This window comes from Catalinimonas alkaloidigena (genome assembly GCF_900100765.1).
GTDB classification, from domain to species: domain Bacteria; phylum Bacteroidota; class Bacteroidia; order Cytophagales; family Flexibacteraceae; genus Mooreia; species Mooreia alkaloidigena.
On sequence record NZ_FNFO01000006.1, the window covers coordinates 275403 to 301792 of the forward strand.

Annotated in this window: 22 protein-coding genes; 8 read left to right on the forward strand and 14 right to left on the reverse strand. The window is 58.2% G+C overall.

The genetic code is table 11. The annotated features are described in order from the left end of the window. Positions 1 to 50 precede the first annotated feature (50 nt). Positions 51 to 410 (forward strand): hypothetical protein, encoded by a 360-nt coding sequence (locus BLR44_RS16670; RefSeq protein ID WP_089684021.1) that lies wholly within the window; start codon positions 51 to 53, stop codon positions 408 to 410. A 67-nt stretch (positions 411 to 477) separates the two neighbouring features. Here BLR44_RS16670 and BLR44_RS16675 read toward each other — a convergent pair whose 3' ends face one another. Both BLR44_RS16675 and BLR44_RS16680 read right to left on the reverse strand, forming a co-directional pair. Continuing rightward, positions 478 to 1383 (reverse strand): helix-turn-helix domain-containing protein, encoded by a 906-nt coding sequence (locus BLR44_RS16675; RefSeq protein ID WP_089684023.1) that lies wholly within the window; start codon positions 1381 to 1383, stop codon positions 478 to 480. After that, positions 1380 to 2354 carry an NADP-dependent oxidoreductase gene (locus tag BLR44_RS16680; RefSeq protein WP_089684178.1) on the reverse strand — a complete coding sequence of 325 codons (975 nt, stop codon included), beginning with the start codon at positions 2352 to 2354 and terminating at the stop codon, positions 1380 to 1382. Before BLR44_RS16680 ends, BLR44_RS16675 begins: the two co-directional genes overlap by 4 nt. 170 nt (positions 2355 to 2524) lie before the next feature. On the opposite strand from BLR44_RS16680, the gene BLR44_RS16685 reads away from it, so the two are divergent. Beyond that, a complete protein-coding gene (locus BLR44_RS16685) occupies positions 2525 to 3826 on the forward strand; it encodes a low temperature requirement protein A (RefSeq protein ID WP_143017337.1) in 1302 nt (433 codons plus the stop codon). 30 nt (positions 3827 to 3856) lie between these two features. Here BLR44_RS16685 and BLR44_RS16690 read toward each other — a convergent pair whose 3' ends face one another. From BLR44_RS16690 to trpS, 10 genes are all read right to left on the reverse strand, one after another. Beyond that, positions 3857 to 4906 carry an aldo/keto reductase gene (locus BLR44_RS16690; RefSeq protein WP_089684027.1) on the reverse strand — a complete coding sequence of 350 codons (1050 nt, stop codon included), beginning with the start codon at positions 4904 to 4906 and terminating at the stop codon, positions 3857 to 3859. A gap of 79 nt (positions 4907 to 4985) precedes the next feature. After that, the gene (locus tag BLR44_RS16695) at positions 4986 to 5573 is read right to left on the reverse strand and encodes a hypothetical protein (RefSeq protein ID WP_143017338.1); all 588 of its coding nucleotides are present in this window, start codon (positions 5571 to 5573) and stop codon (positions 4986 to 4988) included. A gap of 154 nt (positions 5574 to 5727) precedes the next feature. Next, positions 5728 to 6798 (reverse strand): dioxygenase family protein, encoded by a 1071-nt coding sequence (locus BLR44_RS16700; RefSeq protein ID WP_245706093.1) that lies wholly within the window; start codon positions 6796 to 6798, stop codon positions 5728 to 5730. A 225-nt stretch (positions 6799 to 7023) separates the two neighbouring features. After that, positions 7024 to 7827, reverse strand: coding sequence for a LytR/AlgR family response regulator transcription factor (locus BLR44_RS16705; protein ID WP_089684033.1), 804 nt, complete (start codon positions 7825 to 7827; stop codon positions 7024 to 7026). 47 nt (positions 7828 to 7874) lie between these two features. Continuing rightward, complete coding sequence (locus BLR44_RS16710; RefSeq protein ID WP_089684035.1) at positions 7875 to 8168, reverse strand: hypothetical protein; 294 nt, start codon at positions 8166 to 8168, stop codon at positions 7875 to 7877. A gap of 136 nt (positions 8169 to 8304) precedes the next feature. Then, the gene (locus tag BLR44_RS16715) at positions 8305 to 8820 is read right to left on the reverse strand and encodes a hypothetical protein (protein ID WP_089684037.1); all 516 of its coding nucleotides are present in this window, start codon (positions 8818 to 8820) and stop codon (positions 8305 to 8307) included. Positions 8821 to 8907: 87 nt separating this feature from the next. Continuing rightward, a complete protein-coding gene (locus BLR44_RS16720; RefSeq protein ID WP_089684039.1) occupies positions 8908 to 10821 on the reverse strand; it encodes an Nramp family divalent metal transporter in 1914 nt (637 codons plus the stop codon). A gap of 70 nt (positions 10822 to 10891) precedes the next feature. Then, positions 10892 to 11914, reverse strand: a complete 1023-nt coding sequence (locus BLR44_RS16725) for an SDR family oxidoreductase (RefSeq protein WP_089684041.1) — start codon at positions 11912 to 11914, stop codon at positions 10892 to 10894. 101 nt (positions 11915 to 12015) lie between these two features. After that, positions 12016 to 12564: a hypothetical protein gene (locus BLR44_RS16730; protein WP_143017339.1), complete on the reverse strand. Its 549-nt coding sequence runs from the start codon at positions 12562 to 12564 to the stop codon at positions 12016 to 12018. 115 nt (positions 12565 to 12679) lie between these two features. Then, entirely contained in the window at positions 12680 to 13666 is a 987-nt protein-coding gene (gene trpS, locus BLR44_RS16735) for a tryptophan--tRNA ligase (RefSeq protein ID WP_089684180.1), read from the reverse strand. Positions 13667 to 13823: 157 nt separating this feature from the next. On the opposite strand from trpS, the gene BLR44_RS16740 reads away from it, so the two are divergent. Together BLR44_RS16740 and BLR44_RS16745 are read left to right on the forward strand one after the other, a co-directional pair. Then, on the forward strand, positions 13824 to 14885 hold the full coding sequence (locus BLR44_RS16740) for a DUF1573 domain-containing protein (protein ID WP_176956083.1): 1062 nt from the start codon (positions 13824 to 13826) through the stop codon (positions 14883 to 14885). Positions 14886 to 14941: 56 nt separating this feature from the next. Then, the gene (locus BLR44_RS16745; protein WP_089684047.1) at positions 14942 to 16156 is read left to right on the forward strand and encodes a leucine-rich repeat domain-containing protein; all 1215 of its coding nucleotides are present in this window, start codon (positions 14942 to 14944) and stop codon (positions 16154 to 16156) included. A gap of 414 nt (positions 16157 to 16570) precedes the next feature. On the opposite strand, the gene BLR44_RS16750 is transcribed toward BLR44_RS16745, so the two are convergent. Then, positions 16571 to 16939: a CoA-binding protein gene (locus tag BLR44_RS16750; RefSeq protein ID WP_089684049.1), complete on the reverse strand. Its 369-nt coding sequence runs from the start codon at positions 16937 to 16939 to the stop codon at positions 16571 to 16573. 176 nt (positions 16940 to 17115) lie between these two features. Here BLR44_RS16750 and BLR44_RS16755 point away from each other — a divergent pair, with 176 nt between their 5' ends. From BLR44_RS16755 to BLR44_RS16770, 4 genes are all read left to right on the forward strand, one after another. Then, entirely contained in the window at positions 17116 to 18360 is a 1245-nt protein-coding gene (locus BLR44_RS16755; protein WP_245706094.1) for a metallophosphoesterase, read from the forward strand. A gap of 166 nt (positions 18361 to 18526) precedes the next feature. Next, entirely contained in the window at positions 18527 to 19171 is a 645-nt protein-coding gene (locus BLR44_RS16760) for an IPT/TIG domain-containing protein (RefSeq protein ID WP_089684051.1), read from the forward strand. A gap of 317 nt (positions 19172 to 19488) precedes the next feature. Next, entirely contained in the window at positions 19489 to 22983 is a 3495-nt protein-coding gene (locus BLR44_RS16765; RefSeq protein ID WP_089684053.1) for a ThuA domain-containing protein, read from the forward strand. A 365-nt stretch (positions 22984 to 23348) separates the two neighbouring features. Continuing rightward, positions 23349 to 24677, forward strand: a complete 1329-nt coding sequence (locus tag BLR44_RS16770; RefSeq protein WP_089684055.1) for a T9SS type A sorting domain-containing protein — start codon at positions 23349 to 23351, stop codon at positions 24675 to 24677. Positions 24678 to 24770: 93 nt separating this feature from the next. Here BLR44_RS16770 and BLR44_RS16775 read toward each other — a convergent pair whose 3' ends face one another. Next, positions 24771 to 26336, reverse strand: a complete 1566-nt coding sequence (locus BLR44_RS16775; RefSeq protein ID WP_089684057.1) for an NAD(P)/FAD-dependent oxidoreductase — start codon at positions 26334 to 26336, stop codon at positions 24771 to 24773. Positions 26337 to 26390 lie beyond the last annotated feature (54 nt).

The window sequence follows — 26390 nt, forward strand, 5'->3', positions numbered from 1 at the left end:
TGATATAGACAAGTTAGCAGCCAAGCAAAAATGAAAGAATTAGAATCAATTTGGCAAAAGCCTATTCACCTTACCTGCAACCCAAGTTGACTGACAAGATTTCCATAGAAGAGAAGATAAAAAAATCAATTAAAGTTGGAATCAATGGAGAATGGAAAGCAGATGCAGTCAATATTTTTCAGCATAATTTAAGACCGCTGATCATGAGCAATGTAGATTTGGCTTATGAAATCTTAAAAGCAAAGAAGGAAGAAGAGATTGAATCCTTCTTTTACTTTTTCTTTCATGAGATACATCCTCAATACAAAAGCGTTCCAGACAAATTTGACTCAATAAAATTAACAGACAGTAAATTTTACAACTTGATTGCAATTGGACATGAACAAGCAATAAAAGATAGTGGACATTAAAACAGCTGCTAATACAATAGCTATTGCTAGTTGCGAGAGCGATTTGACGGCCAACTCGCTTTTAACTTCACTGAAATGACTGCCGGAATTCCAGGGGTGACTGGCTGGTCTTGATCTTGAAGAGTTTGCTGAACGACGGCAGGTGTTCGAACCCCAACGCATAGGCGATCTCGCTCACGGTGAGGTCTGTGGTGGAGAGTTGTTCTTTAGCCCTGGCGATGAGCTTTTCGTGAATGTGCTGCTGGGTGGTTTGTCCCGTCAACACGCGCAGGACACTGCTCAGGTACTTGGGCGACAGGTGGAGCTGGTCGGCCACGTAGTGTACGGTGGGCAGCCCGCGCCGCGCAAGGTCATCGCTGGCGAAATAGTCTTCCAGGAGGGTTTCCAGACGCGTCAGAAGCTGATGATTCGCCTTTTCGCGGGTGAGGAACTGGCGGTGGTAGAACCGCTCGGCGTACGAGAGTAGGCTTTCGAGCTGCGCAATCATGATCTTCTTGCTGAAGTGGTCCAGGTTCGCCTGGTATTCCCGCTGAATGTTTTCGATGATCTGGTTGATCGTTGCTTCTTCTTTTTCGGAGAGGTACAGGGCCTCCCGGAGCGTGTAGTCCCAGAAATCGTATTGTTTGATGGTTTTAGCCAGCGGTGTGTTCCATAAAAAATCGGGATGAATGTAGATCACCCATCCCGATTGCTTAATTTCTTCGTCCCGCTCGAACGCCAGGCTGATGACCTGCTGGGGAGCCATGAACGACAGGATGCCTTCGTTGAAATCAAATGGCTCTTGTCCGTACTTTACCTTGACATTCGCCACTCGTTTGAGGGAGATGCCATAGAAATCGAACACCAAATTCGTCGGTTCGTCCGGATGCAAATGTTTCACGTCGTCCACCCTGAAGACACTGAGGAGCGGATGCTGCGGCGGGGGTAATTCCCTGAACCGATGAAATTCGCTGATCGTTTTAAAATGCTTCATCCACGTTCCTCTTCTTTTCTGATTTCCAACACCAGTTTCCCTTGTATATGCCACGTTTCACTTTCACGATGGGCCTCAGCCACTTCTGCCAACGGAAACACGTTGCTGACCGATACCCGCACGTGGCCGTCGTCGATCAATTGGGCGATCTCTTGTAACCATTCCTGACGGGGTTGGTTATTGACAAGCTCACCTTGGGCCTGTTTCTGAGCCAGCGCGGCCATCACTTCCTCATTGAACGGAAAATCGACGTTGACGCTGGAGAAGATGCCGCCTTCTCTCAAGACGCGTACGGCTTTCAATCGCTCCTGATTATCTCGGAGGGGCGATGCCTCCAACACCACATCCAGGTCGCGCACCAACTTTTCGAAGCATTGGGTTTTATAATCAATGACTTCATCGGCCCCCAATTGTTTGAGGTACGCGTGATTACGGGCGGAAGCGATGCCGATGACGTACGCTCCTTTGGCTTTGGCAAACTGCACCGCAAAACTTCCTACCCCTCCGGAAGCCCCCTGGATCAGGATGCGTTGCCCTGCCTCCAGCTTGCCAGCGGCAAACATGCCCGTCCAGGCCGTTAGCGCGGCCAGCGGGACACCTGCGGCTTCGTTGAAACGGAGGCGCTTGGGCTTCAAAGCAAACTGACTGGCCTTGGCGGCCACGTATTCGGCGTAACTCCCATCCCCGGGGAAATTAGGTACCCCGTACACGGCATCGCCTTTTTTCAGTGTCGTCACGTCGGCCCCTGTTTCTTCGACTATGCCGGCCGCATCCCACCCCAGCGTCATGGGTAAGGTCAGGAACGGTTTCATCGCTTCGGTTCCCCCCTGGCGAACGACCCAGTCGACCGCGTTCACCCCGCTGGCATACACTTTTAGTAAAATTTCGTCGGAAGCAGGAACCGGCCGTTCGATTTCTTCCAGGCGCATGACCTCCGGTCCGCCAAATTCGTGAATTCTGATTGCTTTCATCATCTATTTAGTTGTTGATGAGGCAAAGGTCGACGACCGCCGGCAGACCGTTTTAGCCGAAATTCGCTTTGCTTTAGCAAAAACACCGAAGGGCATCCGGGAATCGATGCGGTGGCAATCCTCATTCTGTTCCGTACTTTCGCTTTTCAGGAGCTACCGCCTCTCGAAACGTGAGAAAGTACTTCTACAACGCTGAATCACAACACGCCGGTGGTCAGCCCTCTCCTGATCACCGGTTCATCTCTTTTCTTCTCGATATGCACTTCGGTTTCAGTTCGGCCGCGTGGTGGGGGCCGCCCAAAAAGTTTGATCAACCCGAGCGGGACCGGCGCGTCAGTTGGCTCGAGCTTTTTTACGACCTGGTCTACGTGATTGCCATATCCCGGATCACGCACCATTTCTCGGAGCACGTGAGCTTGGGGAGCTTTTTTGAATACGCCGGACTATTCTGCCTGATTTTCTGGGGCTGGCTGAACGGCAGTCTGTACTACGACCTGCACGGCAACGAAGGGTTGCGTACCCGTCTGATGACCCTCTGGCAGATGATGATCATTGCTGCCCTCAGCATCACGCTGTCGCTGCCGGACCCGAACCACGTCCACGTCACGGTCGTCTTCATGGTCATGCAGTTTTTCATCACCTACCTGTGGTGGAGCGTCGGTTTTTACGACCCGTCCCACCGCCCCTACAGTCGGCCGTACACCGTGCTGTACCTGTTGTCGCTGGGGCTGATGGGACTTAGCCTGGTGTTTCCCGAGCGGTGGCTGACCTGGCTGTTGCCCGTGGTGCTTGTTTGCAATTACGCCCCGCCCTTCATCTCGCAAGGGTTGCTGCGCCGTTCTTCACGAAACATAGACATGACGCCCAGCATGTTCGAGCGGCTGGGGTTGTTTACCATCATCGTCTTCGGCGAACTGGTGCTGGGCGTGATCAATGGGGTCAGCGATACGCAAGAGATGGATTTCCTGGCCTGGCTCAACTTCGCTCTGGCCCTCGCCATCATCTTCGCCCTGTGGTGGATTTTCTTTACGCTGGTCTGGCGGGGCGAGGCTCAAAAAGGGTTTATCAAAGCGTCCGCCCTGGAGCTGCTGTACATTCCCCCTCTGATCACACTAGGGCTGATGGCGGTGAGTTTTACTTCCTTTTTTGATCCGCACGAGGAGGCGCGGGCCCTGCGTCCCCTGTTCGGCTACGCGGTGGCCGTGTTTCTGACCAGCATCAGCCTGATCATGGGGCTCGTGGAAGTGCTGAAACGGGTCCGGCCCCTCAAACGCCGCTTCCGCCTTTCGCTGGTGCTCACGGCGGCGGTGTTCCTCCTCTCTGCCCTGATCGCATTCCAACCCGCCATGCTCTACTATCTGCTTGGGGTGCTGGTCGTGCTGGTGATCGAGATCCTCTACCTGAATTCGCTGTATTACGCCTCAGCCAGCGAAGAGGAAAACGAAATCAACGAACCGCAGACAGCGAGCTGATCCGATGCGGGATACCTTCCATCCCGGTGCTTACACCCGGTGGTGCAGGGCCTGGTCAGGGGCCTGGAAGCTGTCTTTGGCAAGGTTGGCCTGGTGCCAGTACGGATAAATGAGCGGCGGCTGACTCACTTCATTCAGGCGTGTGAGTTCTTCGTCGGTGAGTTGCAGTTCGGCCGCGGCGAGGTTGTCTTCGATCTGTTGCATGTTCCGCCCACCGATCACCAGCGAAGACACCGCCGGGCGGGTCAGCAACCACGCCAGCGATACCTGCGCCCCCGAGACGCCCCGGTTGTCGGCGATGTCCATCAGTACGTCTACGATGTCCCAGAGGCGGGCTTCGTCGCGGATGGGTGGTTCGGTCCAGCCTCCGGTGAAGCGGGTTCCCTCCTGTTGGGTCCGGTCGCGGCGGTACTTGCCCGAGAGCAATCCACCGGCCAGCGGACTCCACACCAGCACGCCCAGTCCCTGATCGACCGCAATCGGCAGGAGTTCGTATTCTGCCTCGCGGGCCTCTAACGTATAATGAATCTGTTGCGTGACGAAACGCTGCCAGTGGTTCGCGCGGCTGGTTTCCATCGCCTTCATGATGTGCCACCCCGAAAAGTTCGAGCACCCGATGTAACGAATTTTCCCCTGTTTCACCAGCGTGTCGAGCGTCTCCAGCATTTCGTCCAGCGGCGTGCTGCCGTCCCACTGGTGCATGAAGTAAATGTCGATCACGTCGGTGCGCAGGCGCTTCAGGCTGCGTTCGCACTCGCGGATCAGGTGGTAGCGCGAAAAGCCGCTGTCGTTGGGGCCGTCGCCGTTGCGCAGCCGGGCCTTCGAGGCGATCAGCAAATCGTTCGGGCGTTTGCCGTTCAGCACCTCGCCGATGATTTCTTCCGAGACGCCGCCGGAATAGACGTTGGCCGTGTCGAGCAGGTTAACGCCCCGCTCCACGCAGGCATCGACGATGCGGCGCGCCTCGTTGACGTCCGAATTGCCGACGGAAGCGAATTTGCCTTTTCCTCCGAAGGTCATCGTGCCGAGGGTGAGGGTCGAAACTTTGAGGCCGGAGCGGCCCAGGTAGCGGTAATCCATGGTGGCGTATGGGTTAGTGGGATAAAAGTGACCGCAGTTTACGGGATTCTCGCTACAAATGCACCGCCTCCTCGCCGGATTACTCCTTCTTGTACCAATTGTAGGGTGCCGAACCAGGCACGGTGATGCGCACGATCGGGGGCGTCGTCGAGCCGTCGTATACGTACGCCCGCTTGCCGGCCAGCTTCGGCTGGGTCAGCTCTTCGCTGGTGAGGGCGCGGTCTACATCATCTTCCGGATGCAGAAACGTGTGGAACCGCTTGCGTCCCCGCAGTGGGTAGAACGTAAAGGTTCCATCTCCGTGGAACGCCACCGTGCCGGAGCAGTCGATCAGTTCCTCATAGAGGTTGCCGGCATGCTCATACCGGTAAAACCTGGCCTCCCCATTCTTCTGAAACACCATGGCCTCTCGGGTCGGGACGGCGTTGCGTCCGGCCCAGTAGCCTGCTGGATAGTTTTCCCACCGAACAAAATCCAGGCTGCCGTCGTCCCACGCACCCACCAGTTCGTCGGGCACCTGGGTTTGTGGCGTGGGGTCTACCGGATCTTCGTGGGGGGTGCAACTCGTCATGGCACTCACGGCCACGATGACCACAAACAGGGTAAGGAGGGGCTTTGGCAAGCACATGCCTACCGGCCTTTGGATCGATTCAACGAACGTTTTCATAAGTCCTTTATTTACGGGGACAAAGAAGGCCGTTATAGCCCCAAAAAACGTTGTAGAAATCCGACGATTGCGCTGATACACAGGCACTTCTCTACCCTATACCCCTCGTGGGTGGCGGAGTGGTGCAACTTTATCATCTCCGTGCGCCGCCGGGTCACCGGATCGCCGGGTCAGGCAGTGCGACGGATGGACTGCGGGTCCGGTCGAGCAGGCGGCTGATGCGCTGGAAATTCACCGGGGTGGGTTTCAGGTCGATCCACTTCTCCACGATGTTGCTGCGGCGGTACACCACGAACGTATTGCCGACGTCCGGGTTGAGGCGGTTGAGGTGGATGTCGGAGGCTGTATCGGCAAAGGAAGGCACGAAGGTCAGGGCAACGTGTTGAAGCGACAGCGCCTCGCCGAGGTCAGACAATTCCCGCACGCGGGCCGCTTGCTCATAGCCGTTTTCGTTGCCGTACACGAAGTAGACTTTCAGAAATTCGTTTCGCCGGACGCTTTCTGCTTCCAGAAATTGCAACCACAGGCGTATCTCGTCCCAATCGGGGTGGTTGCCCACAAAGTAGAGGATGCCCTGGTGGCGGCCGTACTTGCAGACGGGACAGGTGCGCGTGCCCCGGTCGGGTCCCCACGCATGGAATGGCGTAAACGACGGCTGGTCCTCGCCAATGTGCAGTCCCGACCGCGCCCCGCCTTCCGAGGTGCCGCGTTTCGGATAACCGGGAATGTGCAGCCCCAACACAACGTTGTGCTCCGCGACTTGCCTTCCGTCGGTTTCCTCCACGCGCAGCACGCCGCTGCCGCCCCGGTTTTCCAACGCCCGGCGTTTCGCACCCGTCAGCAAGCGGTCGTCGTCAAAGACCCACTCGTCGATGTAATACTCGTTCGGAAGGTCGGGCTCCTTCGCCAACACGTGGATATGCGCCGGAATGTCGCGGTTCGGATATGGCCCCGGACGAATCGTGTAGAGTGCGTAATGCCCCCGCTCGTCGGTTTTCAGCCAGCCGCGGATGTGCCCGTGACGCGCGGTGCTGGTTGGCATGTCGTCGCTAGGCGCATAATAGCCACGGTGGTCGGTTTGCCAGTAGTACAGGAGGACGTTCGGCGCGGGCGTACGACCGTCGGGTTGATAGACCGTACCGGTCACCAGAAGCTTCTGCCCCGCTTCCCACCAACCCGCGCTGGTATCGACCGCGTCGATCTGGTCGGGTGGAGCGATGTACATCAGTTCGCAGGTTTCGCAAGGTCCGCCGATACGCTCTCCGGTCACGGCGGCACGGGGGGGCTGTCCCTGACATTGGGTGAAACTCAGGCAAAGGCAGCAAAAAAAGAGAAGGGAGTGACGATCTAGCATGTCCGGAAAATCCCCTTTCCCCGGCACGCTGTCAACGCCCGGGGGCGGGAAATGGGCGGACCGGTGGCGTTTTTAGGCGGACCGGAGGCGTAAGGGCTACCCCATCCGGGCTTTGAAGTCGCCGCTGTACCGCCGGCTCATCCGCACCACCGCGCCGTTTTGCAGCGTCAGGTCGTAGTCGCCGTTCCGTCGCGATTGGTACGATACCACTTTCTTTAGGTTCACGACGGTGGATTTGTGGACGCGAACGAATTGCCGGGCGTCGAGTTGCGCCGCCAGCTGCGTGAGCGACGACGCGTGGAGGTGCTTTTCTCCGGCGGTGTGTAGCACGAGGTAGGGCCGTTCGGTACTGATGAACAGAATGTCTTCCACCGGAATGACCCGCGTTTTTTGTCCCGTTCCCACGGCGAGGCGCTGCACCGGCTGCGGTTCCGTCGTACGGGCAGCGGCCGCAGGAATAGACCGGTCGCAAACGTGTACCCACGCGGCCAGCCCGTACACCAGCAGGCATTTGTAGACATCCTCGGCCAGGGTGTAGCGCAGACCCGTGGTGTAGTCATACGTATGGTCCAGGAGCATACCCGACAGCACGGTGATGACCAGCGGGGCCAGCGCCAAGTGCAGCAGCACAAGGGCCAGCATCACGCCCACGTGCCTCCCGTTCCGTGTCTGGTATTTTCGAGCGAGGTGGGTTTGTAAGTACAACAGGGGGAAAAACAGGCCCCAGAAGCTGCTGAACAGGAACGATTCGGAGAGGTAAAACGCGTAGGCGTGGTAAGTTGCGTGGAGAAAATCCTGCCCCACCGTCAACCCTGCGGCCACCAACGCAAAAAGGCCGAACCAGAAATGCGGTCGGTCGGACGTGGGGGCCTGAAAAAGAGTAGAAGTGGAAAAACGCATACGGCAGAGTGGCTACAGTGGAGGAGGCGTGCGCCGCCCTGCAAAAGTTACGACTTTCTTGACAGAAGCCGCCCGAGCCGGGCTTTCCAACGCGAAAAACGGCTCGGGCGCGGTGGGTCCGGAAAAAACGCCCGCAATTGTTCCGACAACAGACGAATGCGTTCGGCCAGCGGTACCAGCGCTTTTCGGTCTTCCCGCACCAGCAAAATTGCCAGGTTGAGCGCGCCTACATTGAAGTGTGCGGCAAATTCGGCCCCTTTGTCAGGAGCTACCGGTGGCAGCGCTAACGCATGCTCCAACGCCCTGAGTCGTTCCTGGATCTCCGTCAACAGAAGCGCCATCTCGGCAGAGGTTCCTGTCGCTGACCGTATTGTTTCTATCTGTGCTCGTAACGCTTGAGTCGTGAGCACCAGAGAATCTTTCTCCATTGCATAACAGAGGCTTCTTCTTGTATCTGCCTACGCCCGCCGAGGTAGCTTAGTCTACGTCGATGGCGTCGTAAGCCGCGCCGGCCGCTAGGGCATAGACGGCGTGGTGCCAGAAGTCGATGGCGATCTGTTCCGGGGGCCACTCGGTAATGGGTTTGGCCTGTTTGGTGCTGGGTAGCATAACGAGCGCCGTGCCCCACACGATGGCAAAATGGACGGCGGTGGCGGGCCAGCCTTTCAGGCCGGTGGCCGCAACGAAGCCGCGCGAAATGCCCAGGCTGGTGCCGTAACTCCAGTGCATGATCTGCGCAAAACGGGCCGTGTGGGCGTCTTTAGTGGCTTTGTTGCCGTACTGTTTTTCGTGCAGCGGATGAGGTTTGCCGGTGGGTTCTACGCCCAGCACTTCGCTGCCGATCCGCACGGGGGCTTCGCTGGCCGAGCGGTGCGTGAGTTTCATTTCGATCATCTGCGAGACCGTAATCGCGGCCGTACCGGCCAATCCGGCCAGAATGCCCCGTCCCAGAATGGAGCCCAGTTTGCCCAGGGAGTGCTGTAACGTCGTCATGTACGAAAGGAGGATTATCAGGTAACTAGTCTTTTTCCTCTCTTACATTCGTACAACCCTCCGAAAACGTTACACGATTTTACATGTTCAGGGCTCGCGTACCACCAGCACGGGCATCGTGACGCGGTGCCGCACGTCCTCAATGGTGGTACCGAACAGAATGTCTTTGAACAGCCGGTGGCCGTGTCCGCCCATTACGAGCAGATCGGCGGCCCATTCCTGCGCCAGGTCGGCGATGGCCGTTTTCGGGCTGCCGTACCCGAGTTTGAAATGCACTTTGTACCCCTTCTCCTTCAGTTGTTCAGCGTAGGCTTCCAGGTACTGCCGGTCCGTGGCGGTTTCCAGATCGCGGATGGTCCGGCCCATCACCAGTGCTCCGACGGTTTCCACCACATGAATCAGCAGGTATTCCGTGTGCGGTTCGCCCTGCGAAAGCGCGTGCTGCAGTACGTATGGATCGACAGACGAAAAGTCGAGGGCAATGGCGATGCGCCGGTAGTGCAATTCGGGGAGGTGCACCAGCGGGCGGTCGCCCCCGTGCGGCATGTGCGAATAAGGTTTGCGCTGCGGCTGAAACAGCGGCTGAAACGTGATGTACAGCAATACGCCCCCCGCAAAAACCGCCAGCGGCACCACGGTCAGCCAGAGCCAGATGGCCTGGTCGCCCGCCGCCACCATCCATGCCGAGATCTCCTCGTACGTCAGCTTGGCGTTCAGCACCACGATGATCAGTGCCGACACCCACGCCAGAATTTTCACGCCCCGGTTGATCACCATCGTGCCCATGGTGATGGGATCGCTCACGAAATGGATCAGGGGAATGATGGCAAAGCCCAGTTGCAGGCTCAGCACCACTTGGCTCAGGACCAGCAGCGGGCCGGTTTCTTCTTCGCCCATCAGCCAGATCACCAGAAAGGCCGGCACAATGGCGATCAGCCGCGTAATGAGGCGGCGCAGCCAGGGTTGCAGCCGCAGGTTCAGGTAGCCCTCCATCACGATTTGTCCGGCCAGCGTACCGGTAATGGTCGAACTTTGTCCAGCCGCGATCAGCGCCACGGCAAACAGAATCGGTGCCCACTGGGTCCCCAGAAACCGCTCCAGCAACTGGTGTGCGTCCTGAATCTCGGCGACATGGAACATGCCCGATTGGAAGAAGGTAGCCGCCGCCAGCACCAGAATGGCCGCGTTGACCAGAAAGGCCAGGTTGAGCGCCACCAGCGAGTCGATCACGTTGAAGCGCAGTGCTTCCCGCATTTTTCGGGGCGTCCGCCGGATTTTCCGGGTCTGGACCAGCGCCGAATGGAGGTACAGGTTGTGGGGCATCACCGTCGCCCCGATAATGCCGATGGCGATGTACAGCGCCTGCTCGTTCGGCAGGGACGGGATAAAGCCTTTGGCGACTTCGGCGGGTTCGGGGCGGGCCAGCACCACTTCGATCAGAAACGATAGACCGATCACGCCGATCAGTGCTAGAATGAAGGCTTCCATTTTGCGGATGCCCAGCCGTTGCAGAAACAAGAACAGGAACGTGTCGAGCACCGTGATGCTGACGCCGATCAACAGCGGCAAATCGAACAGCAGTTGCAGCCCGATGGCCATCCCGACGACTTCGGCCAGGTCGGTCGCGGCAATGGCCACTTCGGCCAGAAAATAGAGAAAGTAATTGATCAGCTTCGGATACGATTCACGCGAAGCCTGTGCCAGGTCGCGCCGCCGCACGATGCCTAGGCGTGCGCTCAGGCTCTGCAACAGCAGTGCGATCAGGTTCGACATCAAGAGCACCCAGATCAGCTTGTACCCGAACTGACTCCCACCGGCCAGGTCGGTTGCCCAGTTGCCGGGGTCCATGTACCCTACACTCACCAGGTAAGCCGGTCCGACAAAGGCCATCAGCTTTCGCCAAAACCCTTTCTTCTCCGACGTCTCGACCGTTTCGTGTACTTCTTCCAGCGATGCCCCCCCTTCCGGGAGCGAAGACTGGTCCGAAAAAGACAGCGCCATACGTTAGTTGCTAAATCTGCACAAATTTAGCGCACCAAATCTATATTTTTAGACTTATCAAAAAATAATATTAGCGTCCTTTTTTAACGCCCATCAGCACGGCTCCCATCGCCAAGGCAAAGCCCAGTCCGGCCGCTATCCACTCGCGGTTGCGGCTCAGCGCCATTTCCGGCGAATATTCCCACGCTTCGGCATCGAAATCGCCGTGCGCACCGTGATCGCCGGGTACCGGTTCCCACAGGTTGTTTTTGCGATCGGGTGCTTCGGGCTGATCGGTTTGCTGTCCCTTGATACCGGTTTTGCCTAAGTACCAATCTAGGAAGCCGGGCCAGATTTTGTCGCCCCAGATGGCCTGAAACGTCGGGTAGCCCACAAAATACTCGCGACGCGGATGGTCGACGGCGTAAGTGATGGCGCGTGCGGCCACTTCGGGCTGGTAGATCGTCCCCATCGGGCGGGGTTTGTGGGGCAAGCGGGTTTTTACCCAGCCGAATTGCGTGGTATTCATGGCGGGGAGCTGCACCATCGTCAGGTTGATGTTGCTTTTGTCGTGGCTCAGTTCGGCCCGCAGCGAATCGAAAAAGCCCTGGATGCCGTGCTTGGCCCCACAATACGCCGATTGGAGCGGAATGCCGCGGTATGCCAGCGCCGACCCCACCAGGATAATGGTGCCACGGTCGCGGGTCTGCATGTACTTCAGTGCCGCCATGGTGCCGTAGACCTGCCCGAGGTAGGTCACTTCGGTGACGCGCTTAAAATCGGCGGGTATAATTTCTTTAAAAGGGGCGAAAACGCTGTTCATCGCGTTGTTCACCCACACATCGATTGGTCCGAACGTTTCTTCCACCTGCTGCGCGGCCGCTTCCACGGCGGTAGCATCGGCCACGTCGGTCGGAATCACCAGCGCCTCTCCCCCCATCACTTCCACATCGCGTTTGGCCCCTTCCAGGCCGTCCACGCCGCGGGCCAGCAGCGCTACTTTCGCACCGCGCTTGCCAAATTCCCGGGCGGTGGCGCGTCCCACGCCAGCCGAAGCTCCGGTGATTACTACAACTTCAGGTTTTTTGGTTGAGGTTGGGTTTTTCTGTGTCATGGAGTATTCTACGGCAGAAAACTCCGATGGGTACTCCCTTTTCATAAAAAAGCCGCCTTCCCTTTCGGAAACGCGGCTTTAAGAAGATAACGTCGGTTGTATCAGTCGAACACGACGTAGTAGAGGCGCACATCCTGCGCAATCAGGTGCATCTCTTCCAGGTGGAGGTCGCGCAGGGCCTGAATTTCGCCGGTGAGGGGAATGTCGAAGCTGAGAATCATCTCCGAATTGTTCCGGAACAGGCCTTCTACCTCGACCGGCGTGTTGAATGTGATGTCGCCCACGCGCACTTCACCCTGTAGTTCCAGCCGCCGGTTTCCCCGAAAATCACCCAGGTTCAGGGCACGGTCCGGCAGTTTCAGGTTGATGAACAGCTTCTGGTCGGACAGCGGTTCCTGCACAGGCAGCAGCAACTCCGACAACGGAGGCGCACTACGACTCAGAAACGAAACAAGAGGCACTTCGAACTCGAAGCGGTCGAGGTTCTTGTTAAATTTCCCGGTCATTTTCCGCGACTGGTACTCGTAAGCACTGCCGGGAGTGGAGACATTTACCAGGAGGTTGTTGTTGGTTCGGGAGCGGTCCTGCGCCTGCCCCGGGGTGGCCCATACCAGCCATACCAGCACGAATAAGAGTAGTTTCTGTGTCATACGCTTGCGGTTCGGTCGTTCAACAGGAATTTCCAGCACACCCACCCCCGATGGGACTGGGTTTCAGCCATGTATCGGGCAGAAAGCAAAAAAGTCACCCGAAGGTGACCTGATTTTATGCAAATCCTAACACCCCGCGAACGCGCTCCAGCACCTTCTGGCCGATGAGGCGGGCGCGGTGTTCCCCTTCCTGAAGAATACGTTCGACCTCTTCCGGGTGATTCATGTAATGCTCAAACTTTTCGCGCTCTTCGGCGAAATGCGCCTCGAACAACTCGAACAGTTCCTGCTTAGCGTGCCCGTAGCCGTAGTTGCCGGCGCGGTACTTGCGCGCCATTTCGGCGGTCTGTTCGGGCGTGGCCAGCAGCGAATAGAGTTGATAGACCGTGTCGGTTTCGGGGTCTTTCGGATCTTCGAGGGGCGTGCTGTCGGTGACGATCTGCATGACGTTTTTCCGCAGTTTTTTGACGGGCTGGAACACGTCGATCGTATTTCCGTACGATTTACTCATCTTTTGTCCGTCCAGGCCGGGGATGGTCATTACCCGCTCATCGATCTGAGCCTCAGGCACTACGAAAACTTCGCCGTAGCGATTGTTAAAACCCTGGGCGATGTCGCGCGTAATTTCCAGGTGCTGACGCTGATCGCGCCCAACCGGAACCACCTCGGCGTCGTATAGCAGAATATCCGCCGCCATCAACACCGGATATGTAAACAGCCCGGCGTTGACGTCCGCCAACCGATCCGATTTGTCTTTGAACGAATGCGCATTGGCCAGCATGGGGAACGGCGTGAAGCAATTGAGGTACCAGGTCAGTTCACACACTTCGGGCAGGCGCGACTGCCGGTACAAAATGTGCTGGCTCGTATCCAGCCCGCACGCGAGCCAGGCCGCTGCCACCGACAGCGTGTTCTGCTGCCGCACGTCGGCTTCTTTGATGGTCGTGAGCGAATGCAGATCGGCAATAAAATACAACGACTCGTTCAACCGCCCGTGTGCATCGGGCTGACGCGACAGCGCAATGGCCGGCAAAATGGCTCCCAGCAGGTTTCCGAGGTGGGGTTTGCCGGAGCTTTGAATGCCAGTCAGGATTCTCGACATGATGGAATTTCGATGGTTAAATGCGCGCAAAAGTAACGGATCGGCCGAAGCGGAGAAGGAAAACCGCCCGTCGGGAAATATTAACCGGCATAATATTGCTTTTATTCAAGTGACACCTATTTTTGTTCAATCGCTCTTACAAGACGTTACACCCTGCATGCGCACTTTCTTTGCTTTCTTCCTGCTTCTCTGGTCCGGTTCTGTGTGGGCGCAATACCCCACAATGCAAGTTACTGACCTCACGTACGATTTCGGTACCATCCAGGAGGTAGACGGCCCACAAGTGGCCCGTTTTCCGTTTGCCAACACCGGCAGCGGACCGCTCTACATTCTCGACGTGGAAGAAGACTGCACCTGTATGGAAGTGCGCTTTCCGCGCAAGCCCATCGCTCCGGGCGAAGAAGGCGTAATCGAAGTGACGTTCAGCCCCCGGGGGCGGCCGGGTGGTTTCAACCGCCCGCTCATCGTCAACTCCACGGCCGATCCGGTGCGCCGCCTCTTCCACATCAAAGGCAACGTAATTCCGCGCGAACGGACGGTAGAAGATTATTTTCCCGACAAGCTGGGCAACGTGCGGATTTATTCGCGCTACCTGAACCTGGGCATGGTGCCCAAAACCGGGCAGAAGGAAAGCACATTTCGGATTTTCAACCAGAGCAACGACACCATCCGGTTCCAGCCGGTGCCGCCCGGCGTCATTCCGGCGAAGATTTCGGTCACGCCCCAGGCCCTGGCACCGAATGACACGGGCTTCGTCCACGTGGTTTTCGACGGCACCAAACGCGAAGGCTACGGCTACTTCAACTACTCGCTGACACTTCCGTACCGCGAAGGCGATCAGTATAATTACCTGCCGTTGTTTGTGCTGGGCTCCATCGAAGACGAAGCGCGGGACATGACGCCGGAAGAAGCCAAACGGCACGCCCACCTGGAATTGGACCAGATGACCCAGCCGCTGGCCGAGGGTGCCCCGGCCACGTTCCAGCTGAAAAATACGGGCAGCAAGCCGCTAAAAATTCACCAGATCCGCACCAACTGCGCCTGCCTGACGCCGAAAGTGACGTCGCAGGAAGTGGCCCCCGGGCAGAGCACCACGCTGTCGGTTACGATGAATGAAGCGCCGGAAGCCAGCGCACGTAGCTATTCGGTGGTGTTGTACACGAACGACCCGACAACGCCGACACAGCGGCTGACCTTAAAAGCACAGCCTAACAACTAAACAATTAGTTGACAACCTGAAGGGTCCTGACTATCTTTGGTCAGGACCCTTTTTGTATGCGCGCGTTTGTCTGGTTTCTTGCTTCTTTCGTGGCAGTTGGCCTGGCTCAGGCACAGCAGCACGGCACGCTCCGTGGCGGGGAAGCCGCCCGTACCACCACCCGGCCCGACACCGTCACCACGCTGGTGCTGCGCGACGAAGGACTCACCCGGATTCCTGACGTGGTGTACCGTTTTCCGAACCTGCAGGAACTGAACGTGGCGGGGAATACGATTCGCACCATTCCCCGGCGGTTGCAACGCCTCGACTCGCTTCACACGCTCAACCTGTCGAAGAATCAACTGGCGGGCAAACGACTGCGAATTCGCCGGAACCGCACCCTCCGGACGCTGTATTTGCAGGACAACGACCTGACGCACCTGCGCGGGCGCTACCCACGGCTGCGCGGCCTCGAAGCGTTGTTCCTGAACCGCAATGCGCTGACCGCCCTGCCCCAAAACGTAGGGCGCATGCGCGCGCTGCAGGAGTTGCACCTGAACGACAATCAACTGGCCGACCTGCGCCAGTTGCCGCTGCGGGCGCTGGGGTCGCACCTCCGGTCGCTCAATGTGGTGCGTAACGGCATCCGGGAGCTGCCCGCCGAACTGACGCTCCTCTCCCACCTGCAGGCACTTTCGCTGGCCAACAACGAATTGTCGGAGGTCTGCCCGGTGGTGGGACAACTCGATTCGCTCCGGTCGCTGATTCTCTACCACAACCACCTGACCGAGTTTCCTCCCTGCGTGCTGGAACTGGACCGCCTGCGGGAACTGGACGTCTACTACAATCAGATTGCGCAAGTGCCCCCGGACATTGACCGGTTACAGCACCTGGAAGTGTTGTATCTCTCGCACAACCGCCTGCCCTACTTGCCCGAGTCGATTACACACCTGCCCCGCCTGCAAAAGCTGTACCTCCACCACAACCAGCTGGTGGACCTGCCATCGGGTTTGGAACGCCTGCACCACCTGGAAGTGCTGCACCTGCAGCATAACCTCTTCGATTTTTTTCCACCGGGCATTCTGCGCCTGCACGCCCTACGCGACCTGGACGTCTCGCACAACGACATCACCGAATTTCCGTCGGCGTTGCTCCACCTCTCTGCCCTCGATTGCCTCTACCTGTTTCACAACCCCATCGACCGCACGCAACCGTGGTTTCCGCCCTTCGAAGAAACGCTCCGCCAGCTGCACCGGCGCCACGTCCGCATCGGGTTTGAATCGGAAAAATGAAGCGTTAAAAAGTGGAGAGTTGAAGGGTTAGAAAGTTGAAAAGTGGTGGAGTGAAGAGTTCAAAGTTTAGAGTTTAAAGCTGAAAGTTCAGATAGCGTTGGAGATGCGCCATACTCCCCTTGAGCACTGTTTACAAAGACTGCCGACTGCCCACTACAGACGGTTCTTGTGCCCAGCCAGCCGACCGACGGCCGCTTGCGTTTGATGACCAGCCTAGGCGGGAGCGGTTCCCCGGCGGGACGCTCCTCCGGCCCCGCCATCGGACGTCATTCTTACCCTCCGCTCCATGCACCAAGCGCCTACTCACTCATCCACGCATTCACTCAATCGCTATCTCACTCACTGTCCTCTGCCCCACGCGCCCTGCGCTATTCACTCATTCAGTAATTCACTGATTCACTCATTTCCTTACGCTCAGTAGCTTCCTGCCGAGAGCATCACGAGGGTACAGCCCTCTACGGTTTCGATGCCTTTTTCCTGGGCTTTCTGTTCCAACTCGTCGTTTTCGGTACCGGGGTTGAAGATGATCCGTTTCGGATTCAGGCCCAGGATGTAGTCGTGTAGCGGGGCAAGGTTTCGCGACCCCACGTAGAGCGTCACGGTATCGACGTCGTCGATGTGGGGCTGGTCGTTCTGAATTTCAAGGCCGGCCACGGTGCCACGCTTCAGCCCGACGGGAATCACTTCGTGGCCGTTGCGTAGCAAATCATGCACCGCCCGGTAGGCATAGCGCGAAGGATTGGGAGTCGCGCCCAGCACGACGGTTTTTTTGGGTTGTCTCATAAAAAATAGCCACGGCCCGGAGGCACGGGTTTCTTTCTAAAAATGTATTGGTAAATACGGCTCCTCCCTCAGGAAGTTCATTCTGACCTTTTATCCCGACGAGCCACCTCTGCAACCAATTTTATCCGTTTCGGGTTACATTCTCCGGTTAACTTGCCGAAAAATAGTTTATTCACATGCGTGGTGGCTTTCTGATGATGGTCGTAATCATCATTTCCCTTTCTCTGCTTCTGGATCGGTACGTGGCGCGTTCGATCGACGTGCTGATTCGCAACTGGCGTTCCGAACGGGCCAAGCGGGCGGTGCGCTGGGGCTTCTGGATCGTAACCCTGGGCGTCACGATCTCCCTGCTCCTGCTCTTCTCCGTGGGCGACCGCCGCTCGCTGGGTGGGGTGGCCTACTGGGTCTTCAGCATTTTCCTGACGTTTTTCATCACCAAGCTGGTCTGGGGAATGGTTCTCCTGTTCGAAGACCTGACCCGGCTGATCGGTGGTCTGGTCCGCCGCCGCGCGTCCGGCAAGTTTCTGCCCGACCGGCGTCGGTTCGTGAGTCAGGTCGGGATGGGGCTGGCTGCGCTGCCGTTCTTTTCGTTTCTCTACGGCATTGTGAAGGGCAAGTACGACTACACGGTCCACCGGAAAACGATCTACTTCGACGACCTGCCCGAAGCGTTTGACGGCTTCACGATCACGCAACTGTCCGACATCCATTCCGGAAGTTTCGACAACAGGGAGGCCGTCCGGCGGGGCATCGAGCTGGCCAACGCACAACAATCCGACCTGTTCGTCTTTACGGGCGACATCGTGAATAACGTCGCGGAAGAGATCGTCCCCTGGATCAACCATTTCCAACAACTCCGCGCGCCCTTCGGGCAGTTCTCCATCCTGGGCAACCACGATTACGGCGAGTATGTACAGTGGGACAGCGAAGCCGACCGGGAGGCGAACATGAACCGCCTGAAAAATCACCACCAGGAGCTGGGCTACCGCCTGATGCTCGACGAAAACGTGACACTGGAAAAAGACGGGCAGAAAATCTCGCTCCTGGGCGTAGAAAACTGGGGACAGGGTTTCATTCAGAAGGGCGACCTCAACAAGGCGCTGGAAGGCGTCGACCCCGACTCGTTTAAAATCCTGTTGTCGCACGACCCCTCGCACTGGGACGAAATCGTCCGCAAACATCCGGTCCACGTGCACCTGACGCTTTCGGGCCACACGCACGGCATGCAGATGGGCATCGAAACGCCGACTGTGCGTTGGAGTCCGGTCGAGTACCGCTATCCGCACTGGGCCGACCTGGCGCAGGACCCGGATACGGGGCGCTACCTCTACGTGAACCGGGGCTTTGGGTTCATAGGGTTTTCGGGCCGCGTGGGCATCTGGCCGGAAATCACCGTGCTGGAACTCCGGCGGAAAGCCTAGCCGAAACGGCCCCGTTTCAGTAACCCACAAGTTGTTTCTTGTCTATGGTTGTGTTGCATACGCAACGGCCCGCCGAACCGCAAAAATTTCGTCCAAAGCACAACGCTTTTTGTGCTTTATTTGCGTTTGAATATGAAAGGTCACTCCCATTCTACTTCGTACGCCAATGAAACCAAGATGGCCCCTTTACATTCTTCTGCTAGCTTTTGCACTAGGTTGCGAGCCTAAAGAACCTCAGCTCTTTTTTGAGCTCGATACGATCACTCCACTAGCGGGCCAGAAGGGTTCTACGTTTGTGCTCGAAGGCTCACCCTTCAGCGCCGTGGCTGCCGAGAACGTGGTGATGTTCGGCGAGGTGCGGGCCGCCGTTACGCAGGCCACGCCCACCCGACTCACCGTAGAAGTACCCACCGGCCTTCCGTTTGGCCAGCACGAAGTCACGCTGAGCCGCCAAGACGTTGCGCCGACGACGTTCCTGTTTCGGGTCACGGAAAATCCGCTTCCGGTCGTCACCCGTATCGTGCCGGATTCCGGATCAGTAGGCACACTCATCACCCTCTATGGAGCACATTTGGGTCAGGATGCCGATCATGTAAAAGTAGCGTTCATGGAACCCGACGGATCTTTCTATCAATCCGAACCGGGTGCCAGCCCATTCGAGCCGCTCGTACGAAGCACCCCGGATTCCCTTCAGGTCCGGGTACCCGCGCATGCACAGACGGGTGAAATTCGCCTGTGGATCGATGCGGAAGGGCCTACCCAACAGGAGCGATTCAACGTATCGACACCGGTTTTCCAGGTTGTGCCTTAATTTTTTCGCCCTGGCGATGGACGTTGCCAGCGATACCGGCCGTTCCTCTTCCCTTTGGCTCCGCACCAATTTTCTTCAGATTTATCCGGTACATTTTGAAGCGTGGTCGCATGGCGCCCTACCCGACAGAGTAAGTTTTGGTGACGAAACCTCTCTTGGGTACAGAGGCCCTTATTCCGTACCCGTATGAAATTATTCGAAACGCCCGTACCATCGGGCTTCGCTACGATTTTGTTAGTTTACCTCGTAAAAACCCGACTTGTGTAGAAGGCGAACCGTTGCCTTCGCCGGGTCGACAACCCACGTAACCCACCCCTATGTCCACCACATTTTTCCGCCGGGCCGTGCTCGGTGCCCTTTGCGTCTTCTTCACCCTGAATGCCTGCCGAAATGCGCAGGAGGCCACGACTGCCCGCACGGCCTCCCCTGCCGGCGCGCGCGTGCTCGTCTTTTCGAAAACGCGGGGCTGGCACCACTCTTCCATTCCGAACGGCATCGCGGCCGTGCAACAACTGGGACGCGAAGGAGGATTTGCGGTCGATACGACGACGAACGCGGCCTATTTTACGGAAGACAGCCTGTGGCACTACCGGGCGGTGATTTTCCTCAACACGACGAGCAACGTCCTGAATCCTGAACAGCAAGCCGCGTTTGAGCGCTACATTCAGGCGGGGGGCGGCTTTGTCGGGGTCCATTCCGCCGCCGATACCGAATACGAGTGGCCCTGGTACGACAAGCTGGTGGGCGCACACTTCGCCAACCACCCCGGCGACCCGAACGTGCGGAAGGCCACGGTCGATGTCGTCGATCCGAATCATCCGGCCACGGCGGGGTTGCCCGCGCACTGGGAACGCAGCGACGAGTGGTACAGCTACCGATCGTTTTACCCGGGCATTCGCGTGCTGATGTACCTCGACGAAAACACGTACGAGGGCGGCACCAACGGCGCAAACCACCCCATTGCTTGGTACCACGACTTCGACGGGGGGCGGGCATTTTACACCGGACTCGGCCACACGGAAGAGAGCTATACCGAACCGCAGTTCCTGCAACACCTGATGGGGGGCATTCAGTACGCCATGGGAAAAGGCACCTCCGACGGGCAGCCGCAGCTGGATTACTCAAAAGCCTACGCGCAGGTAATGCCGGAAGAGAATCGCTTCGTGAAGACGGTGCTGGTCAACGACCTCGACAACCCGATGGAAGTGGCCGTGGCGCACGACGGGCGGGTGTTTTACACGGAACTGAAAAACGGCAAGCTGTCGATGTACGATCCGCGCACGCAAAGCGCCTCGGTGGTGCATCAGTTTCCGGTAGCACTGCAAGGGGGTACGGGCCTGATCGGCCTGACGCTCGACCCGCACTTCGACGACAACCACTGGCTCTACGTCTACTACACGCCGCCGACCGACCGCGAACCGATCGACTTCCGGCTGTCGCGGTTCACGCTGCAACCCAACAACACGCTCGACCTCGCTTCCGAAAAGGTGCTTCTGACCGTGCCGGTGCAGAAAAACTCCGGTGCCCACCACGGCGGCTCGCTGGCCTGGGACAAAGAAGGCAACCTGTACCTCTCGACCGGCGACAGTTCCAGCCCCTTCCCTTCCAACGGCTACGCGCCCATCGACGAGCGCCCCGGCGACGAATACTACAGCCTGGATGCGCAACGCTCCGCCGCCAACACCAACGACCTGAAAGGAAAAATTCTCCGCATCCATCCCGAGGCAGATGGCACTTACACGATTCCCGAAGGCAACCTCTTTCCGAAAGGGATGGACAAGACCCGTCCGGAAATCTACACGATGGGGCTGCGCAACCCCTACCGCATCGCCGTGAACCCAAAATCGTCGGTGCTGTACTGGGGGGAAATCGGACCGGACGCCGGCAACGACAGCATTCAGGGACCGCGTGGCTACGACGAATTCAACCAGGCAAAGCAAGCCGGTAACTTCGGGTGGCCCTACTTCATCGGGAACAATTACGCCTACGCCGACTGGGATTTCGCGACGGAGAAAGCCGGTCCCAAATTCAATCCCCAGGCGCCCGTGAACGAATCACCCAACAACACCGGCCTGCGCGAACTACCCCCGGCCCAACCGGCGATGCTCTACTATCCTTACGCCGCCTCCGAAGAATTCCCCGAATTGGGCGTGGGCGGCCGCAGCGCGATGGCCGGTGAGTTCTACACCTTCGATCCAACTTCCGATTCGCCGACCAAATTCCCCGAATACTACGACGGCGCGCTGTTCATCTTCGAGTGGATGCGCAACTGGGTGATGGCCCTGCGGGTGGACGAAAACGACAACTACCTGCGCGTGGAGCCGTTCATGGCGTCGAACGGCGATTTCCGGCGCCCGATCGACCTGGCGTTCGGTCAGGATGGCGTGATGTACATGCTGGAATACGGGTCCATCTACGGCATCGACAACGAAGACGCCCGCCTGGTCAAGATCGAATATAACCGGGGCAACCGCCCGCCCGTGGCCAGTGCGAGCATCTACGACTCGACTGCCACCGCGCTGGCGCAATCACGGTCGTACCTGACCTCCGACCGGCGTTACCACACGACGGTCCTACGGGAACGAACCGGTGAAGCGCCGCTGACGGTGACCGTTACGGGACGCGGCACTGATCCCGACGACGACAACCGTTTGACGTACCAGTGGCTGTTCGACGGAAAAACGGTAGGAGCCACCACGGCACGCGCCACGCATACCTACACCCAGCCCGGCACGTACGAAGCCATTCTGAAGGTCACCGACCAGGACGGCGCGGTGGCGATGGACACCCTTTCCGTGAAAGTGGGTAACACCACGCCCACCGTCACCATCCGGACGCCCAACAACAAATCGTTCTACTGGGAAGGCGAACCGTTTCACTATTCCGTGCAGGTAACCGACCCGGAAGACGCCTCCATCGACCCGAAAAACATCAAGGTTACGTACTCTTACAACCCACAGCCGAGCCTTCTGCCGCAGGCCCCTCAACTGGGGCACCAGGAAACACCCACGGCAGCGTCTGCCTCGCTGGGGCAAACGCTCATCGCCAGCAGCGACTGCAAAGCCTGCCACACCGTCGACAAAGTATCGGTCGGTCCGTCGTTTACGGCCGTCGCCGAACGCTACCACGACCAGGCTGGCGCACAGGCCATGTTGGCACAGAAGATCATTCAGGGCGGCGGCGGCAACTGGGGCACGCAGTACGTGATGAGTGCGCACCCGCAGATTTCCCAAAAAGATGCGGAAGAGATGGTCCGCTACATTTTCTCGCTCGGCGAACCGAAGGAAGCGCAGGCGCTGTTGCCCGCCCAAGGTGCGTTGCCGCTGCGCGATCATAACGCGGAAAAAGAGCCGCGCGGTCGGTATACGCTGGTGGCGACTTACACCGACCAGGGCGGCACGGCCGTCGGACCGCTGACCGGTGCGGAGGTCATTACCCTGCGCCCTGCCCGCCTCAACACCGCCGATGCCGACGAATACAAGGGCTTTACGAACTGGGGCGGCCGCCTGGGCGAGGGCGATCACAAATCGTACATCATGCTGCGGAACATCGACCTGACGCATCTCAAACAGTTCACCTACGGCTACTCGTCGTGGAACAAAGCCGGAGAAATCGAGGTGCGGATGGACTCGTACGCCGGGCCGGTAATCAGCCGCGTGGCCTACACGCCCACCGGCGAAAGCTCCGGGGCCGTGACGAGTGTGTTGGACAAGCCCATTGAGGGCAGGCACGACCTTTATTTCGTCGTCGTGAAGCGCGACAAACCCAACGAAGACATCATTACCCTGCGCACGATTCAGTTCGAGCGGTAAACCGACTTCTCTTCAAACTATTCAGATCTCTCCCGCGCCGTGTCGGCTGTTGTTAACTTGACGGCAGTCTACGTGGTGGCGGGAGGGATTTCTTTTTTTACACCGGCGAAGAGGACCTGCACCCGCTCGCCCTTTGGTGTAGTATTCGTCGGTGAAGATCGCCCCGTTTCCCCAGCGCCTTTCCCTCCTGGCCCTCCCCGAGCCTTTTGCGTTCGTTTTAGGATCACGCCCCACCATGTAAGCTCTGCGTCGATTTTACCGTCGGTTGCCTGCCTGCGGTTCTTACATTTACCCGCACGTTGGCAGCAGCTCGCTGACGCACGCATCTCTATTTTTCTCAATCCCCTCTTTAAACCGCTCCGTACATGATTCGTACCCTTACGTTTTCCGCACTTTCGTTCGCTACCGGTTTGGCGTTTGCCCAAACCCAGCCGCACCTCTCCAACGGCAGAACGGCCGATCTGCCGCCGTCGGCGAGCCCAAAGCACCCCATGCTGGCGCTTCCGCCGGCCGAGGCACCGCTTCGGTTAGACAGCACGGTAGCTTACCGATTTCACTCTCCGGAGGATTCGGTAAAGAGTCTTAAATACATTCCTACCGTAACCACTCAGGGCGAAACCTCTACCCAGCTACTTAATGGGTACGAGTGGAATGCAACCGAAGAAAACTGGGTACACTACACCCGTTCAGAAGCGCAATCTCGGCCCACGGAGGCCCCATCCCCTTCTACGCAGGTAATCTGGCACCTCACCAGAGGGTATCATGACCCGGCCCATGTGCAATCGCTGTGGCTCGGCGATGCATCCTATAATTGGGACAAAGACGATAGCCTTTGGACCGGGATTCGAAAAGAAGCGAATGTATATAACGAAGCTGGTCAGCTCACGCAACTCAACCTGTTTTCCTGGAACAGTTATCAGCACCAATGGCAGGACCGTTTCTACAGCCGAGTCAACTACACGTACGAGGAAGACGGCACCTGGCAAGGCTTTACGAGCGACTACTGGCTCGACGACGAACTGGTCGAAGGGTACGTAGAAGGTCAGGTCACGTACGAGGCAGAAGGTGCCGTTACGCTGGTACAGACACTCCTCGATCGTGCTACCGAGACGATGGAGCCGATCGCGAAACAGCACGTGACCTACGACGAAAACGACCACCTGGCCTCGTGGACCAGCTACAAATGGGATGATGCAAAAGACGACTGGACAGGCGAAATGCAGATTACCTATGCGTACACCCCCAGCGGCCAACTACTGGAAGCCACCGAATACGTCTGGTATGCATACGATAGCGTGTGGGCAGAGCTGTCCCAGTATCGCTTCACTTACCACGAGACCGGCGAACGCAACGCGGTTTCCCAGTATGTGTGGGATCAGGAAACAGAACAGTGGGCGCTCTGGCTCAAATCGTACGATTATTACAACGCAGTGACTTCGCAGCGCAATGCACTCACCACCGACACGTGGCACACGTATCCGAACCCGGTGCAGGGTACGCTCAACGTTGCGCTGCCTCGGGAGACGTACCAGGCCCAGGTCCGGCTCTTTTCGCTCACGGGGCAGCTGATGCAGCAGACCACGCTGACCCAACCGCACGGTCAGCTGGACGTACGCCAGACGCCGGCAGGCACTTATTTTCTCGAACTGCAAACCGAGCAAGGTCGGGCCGTTCGGAAAGTCGTGATTCAATAAGCGCCTACGTCGGCTTCACTGGATTAGCTCCTGATCGGCAAAAGCTGGTCAGGAGTTTCTATGTAAGGTCTGGTCCGTAAGAACCTTCGCGCTCTAAGCTTTTTTCGCATACAGCACGGCCAGGGCTTCGGCGCAGCGTTCGCCGTCGAGGGCGGCCGACATGATGCCTCCGGCAAACCCGGCCCCTTCTCCGCAGGGATAAAGTCGTTTGAGCTGAACGTGTTCGAGGGTTTCTCTATCCCGGGGAATGCGCACCGGCGACGACGTACGGCTCTCCACCCCGACGATCTGGGCATCGTTGGTGAAATAGCCGCGCATTTTCCGGCCAAAATCCTGGAAGCCGCGGCGCAGCCGCTCACTGATGAACGGAGGCAACACGTCGTCCATCACCACGGAAGTCAGGCCTGGTTGGTAGGAAGTGTCGAGCAACGAAGAAGAGACTTTGCGGTGCACAAAATCGCCGAGGCGTTGGGCCGGGGCGTTTTGCGTTCCCCCTGCCACGGCGCAGGCGCGTTGCTCGACTTCGCGTTGCAGGGCCAGCCCGGCCAGCGGTCCGAGGTCTGCGAACCGTTGCCAATCTTCCGGCTCTACGGAGACCACAATGCCCGAATTGGCGTACCTGGAATCGCGGCGGGAAGGCGACATGCCGTTGACGACAACCTCGCCGGGAGCGGTGGCCGCGGGCACGATAAACCCACCCGGACACATGCAAAACGAAAAGACACCCCGTTTCAGTCCCTCGAAATTGACCTGCGACACCAGTGCGTACGACGAAGCGGGCAGGTACGGCCCCCGGTCTTCGCAGTTGTATTGGATGCGGTCGATGAGCGCCTGCGGGTGCTCCACTCGGACGCCCATTGCAAACGGTTTGGCCTCCAGGTAGACGCCGCGCCGGTGCAACAGTTCGAAGACGTCGCGCGCCGAGTGGCCGGTCGCCAGAATGACGCCCAACCCTTCGATCCGGTCGCCCGCCTGGGTGACCACACCCCGCAGCTCGCCTTCCTGCAAAAGCAGGTCAGTGACTTTCGTATCGAAATGGACTTCGCCCCCGGCGTCCCGAATGCTTTCGCGAAGCGCCATCACCAGGTTGGGCAACTTGTTGGTGCCGATGTGCGGATGCGCGTCGACCAGAATTTCGGACGTAGCGCCGTGGGCGACCATAATTTCCAGAATACGCCGCACGTCGCCGCGTTTTTTGGAGCGCGTGTACAGCTTTCCGTCCGAATACGTGCCGGCCCCGCCCTCCCCGAAACAGTAATTGGATTCGGGATTGACGACGTGTTCTTTGTTGATCGCTGCCAGGTCGCGCCGCCGCATCCGCACGTCTTGCCCCCGTTCCAGGACAATAGGTTTCAGGCCCTTCTCGATCAGGCGCAAGGCCGCAAACAACCCGGCTGGCCCCGCCCCCACGATCACGACCGGATCGGCCTGCGAGACGTCGGGATAGTCTTTGACGAAGTCAATAAGTGGCGGCAATGCATTGCCTACGTCTACCGTGACGTTGACGCGCACCTGACGTCCGCGGGCGTCGATGGAACGGCGGGCGACCCGCACGGCGGTGTCAGAAGAAAGGGAAAAGCGGCGGCGTACTTCGTCGCGCAGGGCGTCTTCCTGGTACGCGAGGTCCGGCGGAAGAATGAGGGTATGTTGCTGGTGCATCCGGGTAAGGTAGTGATCCTTAAAACGGTAAAGTGCAAAGGTACGAACTCTTCC